A 6,164-nucleotide genomic window follows, 5' to 3' on the forward strand; every position below is an offset into this window, starting at 1 on the left:
TTTGACGACGCATCTGCCGCACAATCTTTGTGCGATATTGCCCAAAATGTATTCACATGATTGATATTCCTGATCTCGCCGTCACGAAATTTCTGCATCATCTCATTGGTCAGACTGGCATCGTCCGGCTGTAAAATGATGTTCTCCCGCTTGACCCACTGGGCATATTTCAGCTCAGAGGTGTCCATTTGAATGGTAGGGTCACCGTCCACTTCGCAGTAAAATCCCGCCAGAATATCGTTGGCAATGCCCCACGGCTGGGATTTATAGTAGCGGATATTCCGCACGTGCAGACCGGTTTCTTCCATAACTTCCCGTTCTACAGTTTCCTCCAGCGTTTCGCCGATTTCGGTGAAGCCGGCAACCAGTGCGAAATAGGGAAATCCGGTGCGGTATTTGGTCAGCAGCAGCGAATCCCCTGAGATCACGCCCACAATTACAGCCGGCATGATCTTCGGATAAATGCTTTTATGGCAGTGATCGCAGACCATGGCACGCTGTTCCGCAGAATGGTGCAGAACGCCGCCGCAGCTGCCGCAATAGCGAGTACTTTTGTACCAGTCCGCCAGATGCTTTCCGGTCATGATCGCATATCGCTGAAACTGCGGTATCGCCTGTGTTCCGCGAATCCGGCGGATCTTCTCGTACTGCATGACATCGTTCTCCGAAACCGGTGTTTCCGGCAGGAAATAGCTGCGGTTATCGATTTGGAACAAATAGCGATAATGCTCAGCAAAGACTTCCGAAACCGTAGGAAGCATCTCTCCGTCTTTCAGTAAAACTTCTGCACCACGATAGCAGAGCACATAGCTGTCCTGCTCCGGCTGTGCCTCCGGACGGTACTGATTCTCCAGCTTATGCGGAAAAATATCCTGAATCATGATAATCCCTTCTTTCCATTGTCATTATATTCTCAATTGCGGTGAATTTCAATCGATTTTCATGAACAATGAAAACAGCCGCGAGGAAAATCTCCTGCGGCTGTTAATATCAAAGTGCTGCCTAAGAGCCTGTCCGGTGAATGGAACACGCTTTTGTTTTGGTTGTTCTTTGTGAAGAGGGCGACAGATAAAGTCATACTAATTCGATGTCAATCAAATCAGCCGCATCATATGCATCAGATATTGGCAAAAATACAATCCATGTATAAATGATATTGTTCTTAATAAAAGAAGTGGGATCTCTTACAATTTTGTAATTCATTCCATAATTTTCTGCATCAGTACTAAATGTAAAGGCGTCCTCTATGAAACAATCTCTCTCAAAATCATAGTCACTATCATATCCAATAACCGCAATGCTATATTTTTTATCGTGAAATTCGCACATCACTGTGTGCTCATCAGAATCATAATATTCAAAACCATCGACATTTCCAACACGAACATCAAATTCATCATGCAATTGATATTGCATGGTGTCAATCGCAATTCTATGGATATTTGCAGAGATACCATTTTTGAAAATATGCTTTTTGGTTGTATAATGAAATTTTATTTTTTGATTATGGAGATACACAGAAACTTGTCCAAATGGAGTTACTATTTCTTTTGTTTCCACTTCCTTTTCGGTATAACCGAAGTATAACGTACTTGTAATTCCCATAATGTTATCTGCACTTCCTTAGCAAAAGATTTTTACAATGCGAACTTTGTGATATAGTATAGCACGTAAATTAAAAATAGTCAAATAAATTCAACGACTTGATTCCAACAAAAAAGAGGACCTTCACAGTCCTCTTTCCAATCACAGCAATTCTAAGACAACAACTCCTGCCGCAGCTGTGTCAGCAGTTTTTTCTCCCGCCGCGACACCTGCACCTGTGTCATTCCCAGGATCGCCGCCGTTTTGCTCTGTGTCAGTTCCCGAAAATACCGCAGTTCCAACAGCATGCGGTCTTTTTCCGGCAATGCTCCCATCAGCTGCCGCAGGGACAGCAGATCGCCAATTTGCCGGTCTGGAGCTTCCACCGGAATGTCGAACTGCCCGTCGTCATCCTCGTCGCTGTCCCGTGTCAGGGAAAGGGGTGTCTGCGTTACGCACAGTGCCTCCCCGCATTCCTCCACAGAGTCCCCGCTCAGGGCACTCAACTCTGAAACCGTAGGCGAACGCCCGTGCTGCTGCTCAAATGTTTCCTGTAACTTTTGCAGCCTTGTTGCCCGTTCCCGCAGACTGCGGCTGATGTGCACAATGCCGCCGTCCCGAAACAGCCGCTTGATCTCGCCCAGAATCACCGGCACTGCGTAAGTGGAAAACTGCACACCGCGGGTACAGTCGAACGCCTTTACAGCTTTCAGCAAGCCCACGCAGCCTGCGGAGTACAACTCGTCGTAATCGATCCCCCGATTCCGAAAGCGGTTGGCACAAAGGTGCACCAGTCCCAGATGTTCCTCTGCACGGGGCGTTGTTACTTCACCCGACATGGCAGGCTCCCCAGCTTTTTCCGCATAGTCACAGTCGTTCCCTTTTCCGGTGCACTCTTGACTTGCAGCTTGTCCATGAAGCTTTCCATAACCGCAAAGCCTAGTCCGGCACGTTCTTCTTCCGGTGCCGTGGTAAACAGAGGCTGCATCGCCTGTGTGATGTCCGCAATGCCGCAGCCGTGATCTTTGATTCGCAGATAGACCTCCCGATCTTCCAGCAGCTTCATATGTAATTCCACGTCACCCCTGCTTTTCCGGTAGCCGTGGACAATGGCATTGGTCACCGCCTCGGAAACTGCCGTGCGAATATCTGCCAGTTCCTCTACCGTAGGATCCAGCTGTACCAGAAAAGCGGAAACCACTGCCCGTGCGGTGCGTTCGTTTTCGGAGATGCCGGGGAAAATGAATTTTACTGCATTTACCACCTTCATGCATTTTCACCTCCTCCGATGCCAAAATCTCCCTCGCGGCAGGACGGTTTCTGTATCTGAATCTGTGCGATTCGCTCCATGCCGGACAGCCGAATGACCCGGCGGATATGGGGCGGCGGATCCCGCACGATCACATTTCCGCCGATTGCCTCCATTGTCCGGTGTCTGCCCATAATCAACCCGATACCGGAGCTGTCCATAAATGTCACACCGGCAAAATCCAATACCAGCACGGACGGCTGAAGATCGTCGATTTTTGCATCGATCTCCGCACGCATCGGCTGGGCACAGTGGTGATCGATCTCGCCGCTGAGAATCGCGATCAGTGTTTTTTCCTGCGTTTGCAGTTCTACTGCCATATGACCATTTCCTTTCCCGACGGCTTCGCCCCAGCGAATTCGCCGTTTTGTGAGAAATCACTCCCTCCGAAAACAGTATACCACAAACCTGTACAGGATTTTTGTCGAACGGAAAACATGGTGTAAAGCGTTTTCCCAGTTTCATCATTACAGAAATTCTTTGTTAAGGACAATGTCCCCATATCTCATGCACTGAGCCAATCCCGCATTTTTTCCATTGCCCGCTGTTCCAGCTGGCGAACCCGTTCTTTGGTGATATGCAGCTTCTGCCCCACCTCCAGCAGTGTCATGCTCTCGTTGTTCTGCAAGCCGTACCGCATGAAGATCACTTCCCGTTCCCGCGGATTCAGCTGTTCCAGACACTGCTCCAGAAACAAATGGTTCTCCACTTCTTCGTCCGGCGTTCTGGCATCTGGCTCGGCGAGCATCTCCTGTCGTTCGGTTTCTCCGTCCAGCTTCAGCATTTCGTTCAGGCTCCGCAGGGACACCATGGGTTCTACCCGACACAGAAACTCCTTGACCTCCGAAGCCGTCATGCCGTGTCCGGTTCGTTCTTCTGCGGTAACACGCTCTGCCAACGCTTCATAGTTCACACTGCCGTTTGGTTCCCGATATACGGACAGCTTGTGCATTCTGTCGTGCAGGTGCACAGGGATCCGGATAATGGTTCCGCCGGAAATGATTTCCCGCTGGATTGCCTGCCGCACGTGAGGCCACGCATAGGTGGCAAACTGGTTTCCAGTTTCCGGACGGAACATCCTTGCCGCACGGAGCATGCCCAGCTGTCCCGCTGCCCAGAGGTCTTCCAGTTCCAGTGCAAGATACGCATACCGCCGGCGTTCCCGCCATGCAACCGCATGGATCATACCTTCATTCTGCTGCAATAGCTGGCTCTTTGCCTGTTCGTCGCCCTGCTGTATCCGAATGCACAGTGCCTCGTTACTGTCCGGGCTCATCGTCTTTATGTTTTGTTCCTGTTTCTGCATTTGCAATTCCTCCTGTCTAAGGAAATACTGCATAAAGCACGCCTGACAGCTTTGCACGCAATCTGCTTGCAGATTTTCCGTCATATTGCCCAGAAATCTGACGACGCATCTTACGCACAAGCTTTATTCGGTGTTGCCCCCTAAGGCAACACCGCACGAAGCCCGCCTGACGGCTTTGCACGCAATCTGCGTGCAGATTTTTCGTCATATTGCCCAGAAATCCCTTGCCATACGGAAAGTATGCCTGCGGAATTTCTATGCAATCTGTCGACCGAAAAAATCTGACAACGCACCTTACGCACAAGCTTTGCGCGGTGTTGCCCTAAGAACTTGTTCCGAATTTCTGGTTCTATTATAGCAGTTTAGTTTTTCAGAAGTGATATAACTGCAAAATTTTTTTAGAGCAATATTGCTGTTTCTATCAAGTTGCACAGTTTTTACAGCATCGCATTTGTCTAATTTTCCTCTGGCTTTTTGTCGCAAAATATGCTATAATATGATTATGCTATATGATAAAACGATAAACGCACCTCAACAACGCTGCGGCAGTGCGGCTTTGCTTACAAATTCCAATGGAGGGAATATGATGGAAAACCATTCGAACAACAAAAAAACAGTATATACCCTGAACGAATATGTTTCTTACGGAACATCCGGAGTATGCAAGATCGAATCTCTGGAACAGCGTTCCTTCGATGGGGAACATGAGGAATCCTATTACAAGCTCCGTCCGCTGGACAACTCCAATTCTACATTTTATGTACCCATAGACCGTGCTGCGGAACGGCTGCGTCCACTGCTCACCAAGGAGCAGATCTACCAGCTGATCGACGAAATGGCAGAAGGAAAACTGGAAGAAACAGAATGGTGCAGCAACAGTCGGGAACGACGCGGCATTTTTCAGAACATTCTGCACGGCGACGACTATCGGGAAATGATTCAAATGATGCGTTCTCTGTATCACCAGCAGGAACGCAAACGGAAAACCGGTCACCGGCTATCCTCCGCAGATGTGGCAGCCATGCATGCGGCGGAAAACCGCATGTATCAGGAATTCGGCGTTGTTCTGAACATTCGTCCGGAACAGGTACATAACTTTATCCTGAAACGCATGGAGGGCAGCACTGCTCCCGCAAAATAAGAACAACAAAAAATCCTTGCAGTATTTCACTCCGAGATACTGCAAGGATTTTTTTGTTTAGGGCAATACCGCACAAAGTCGCCAGACGCTCTTTGTGCGGTATTGTCATAGTACTACACTATCGGCATTGTGTGAAACTCTCATAAAACATTTCGCGAAAACGGGTGCGACATTGTAAATTCAAAATCAATTTTTCGGAGAATCTGACAGTTTGGGTTAATCCTGCGTAATATGGAAAATGACAGAAAAAAAGCAGCCTGCCTTCCCAAAACATCTCGCAATTGCGAAATTGTTTTGAAAAGGCAGACTGCTGATAACGATTCACAAAAAGTTTGAGCAGACCTACAAAAAATCATATTTTTGCAAAGTATCCGATGACATCTTTTCGGGTAATAATTCCCACAAACACGTTTCGATCATCGATCACCGGCACAAAATTCTGATCCATGACACGCTGCAAAAGATCGTCCATAGTTGCAGAAACTTTCACCGGCGGATTAAAATCCGGGCGAAGCAAATCCGAAACAGACTGATGTTCCAGACTGCGAATATCCTGCTGCAACGCTGCATTGACAGGATTTTTTCCGAGCACGTTCCAGAGAAAATCCCCTTCTGTAATCGTACCACAATAGATTCCGTCATGATCAATTACAGGAATCGCGGTATACTTATGATAGTACATTTTTTCCAGACCCTGCCGCACAGAATCATCGGTATACAAATAGGCAGTATCACATTTCGGCTTGATCAAAAAGATAATATTCATCACAGTACCCTTTCTTCCAAAAATATAACGAAAAAAGGTTCGTTCCGTAAGAACGAAC

8 protein-coding genes are annotated in these 6,164 nt (G+C 47.9%); 1 reads left to right on the forward strand and 7 read right to left on the reverse strand.

Annotation, left to right across the window (positions count from 1 at the left end; translation table 11 throughout):
• From nudC to RUMCAL_RS14675, 6 genes are all read right to left on the reverse strand, one after another.
• On the reverse strand, positions 1 to 881 hold an 881-nt coding region (gene nudC, locus RUMCAL_RS09170; protein WP_021682488.1), incomplete at its 3' end, for an NAD(+) diphosphatase.
• 193 nt (positions 882 to 1,074) lie between these two features.
• The gene (locus RUMCAL_RS09175; RefSeq protein ID WP_021682489.1) at positions 1,075 to 1,605 is read right to left on the reverse strand and encodes a hypothetical protein; all 531 of its coding nucleotides are present in this window, start codon (positions 1,603 to 1,605) and stop codon (positions 1,075 to 1,077) included.
• A 152-nt stretch (positions 1,606 to 1,757) separates the two neighbouring features.
• On the reverse strand, positions 1,758 to 2,423 hold the full coding sequence (locus tag RUMCAL_RS09180) for a sigma-70 family RNA polymerase sigma factor (RefSeq protein ID WP_021682490.1): 666 nt from the start codon (positions 2,421 to 2,423) through the stop codon (positions 1,758 to 1,760).
• Positions 2,408 to 2,854: an anti-sigma F factor gene (spoIIAB, locus tag RUMCAL_RS09185; RefSeq protein ID WP_021682491.1), complete on the reverse strand. Its 447-nt coding sequence runs from the start codon at positions 2,852 to 2,854 to the stop codon at positions 2,408 to 2,410. The genes RUMCAL_RS09180 and spoIIAB overlap by 16 nt, the downstream gene beginning before the upstream one ends.
• Positions 2,851 to 3,213: an STAS domain-containing protein gene (locus RUMCAL_RS09190; protein WP_021682492.1), complete on the reverse strand. Its 363-nt coding sequence runs from the start codon at positions 3,211 to 3,213 to the stop codon at positions 2,851 to 2,853. Before RUMCAL_RS09190 ends, spoIIAB begins: the two co-directional genes overlap by 4 nt.
• A gap of 185 nt (positions 3,214 to 3,398) precedes the next feature.
• On the reverse strand, positions 3,399 to 4,199 hold the full coding sequence (locus RUMCAL_RS14675; protein ID WP_051343775.1) for a sigma-70 family RNA polymerase sigma factor: 801 nt from the start codon (positions 4,197 to 4,199) through the stop codon (positions 3,399 to 3,401).
• A 583-nt stretch (positions 4,200 to 4,782) separates the two neighbouring features.
• Between RUMCAL_RS14675 and RUMCAL_RS09200 the strand changes: the two genes are divergently transcribed.
• Positions 4,783 to 5,340 carry a CarD family transcriptional regulator gene (locus RUMCAL_RS09200; protein ID WP_169726004.1) on the forward strand — a complete coding sequence of 186 codons (558 nt, stop codon included), beginning with the start codon at positions 4,783 to 4,785 and terminating at the stop codon, positions 5,338 to 5,340.
• Positions 5,341 to 5,692: 352 nt separating this feature from the next.
• Here the strand turns inward: RUMCAL_RS09200 and RUMCAL_RS09205 are convergent, their stop codons facing one another.
• Positions 5,693 to 6,106 (reverse strand): CBS domain-containing protein, encoded by a 414-nt coding sequence (locus RUMCAL_RS09205; protein ID WP_040647739.1) that lies wholly within the window; start codon positions 6,104 to 6,106, stop codon positions 5,693 to 5,695.
• Between the last annotated feature and the right edge of the window lie 58 nt (positions 6,107 to 6,164).

Source organism: Ruminococcus callidus ATCC 27760 (assembly GCF_000468015.1).
GTDB lineage: Bacteria > Bacillota > Clostridia > Oscillospirales > Ruminococcaceae > Ruminococcus_C > Ruminococcus_C callidus.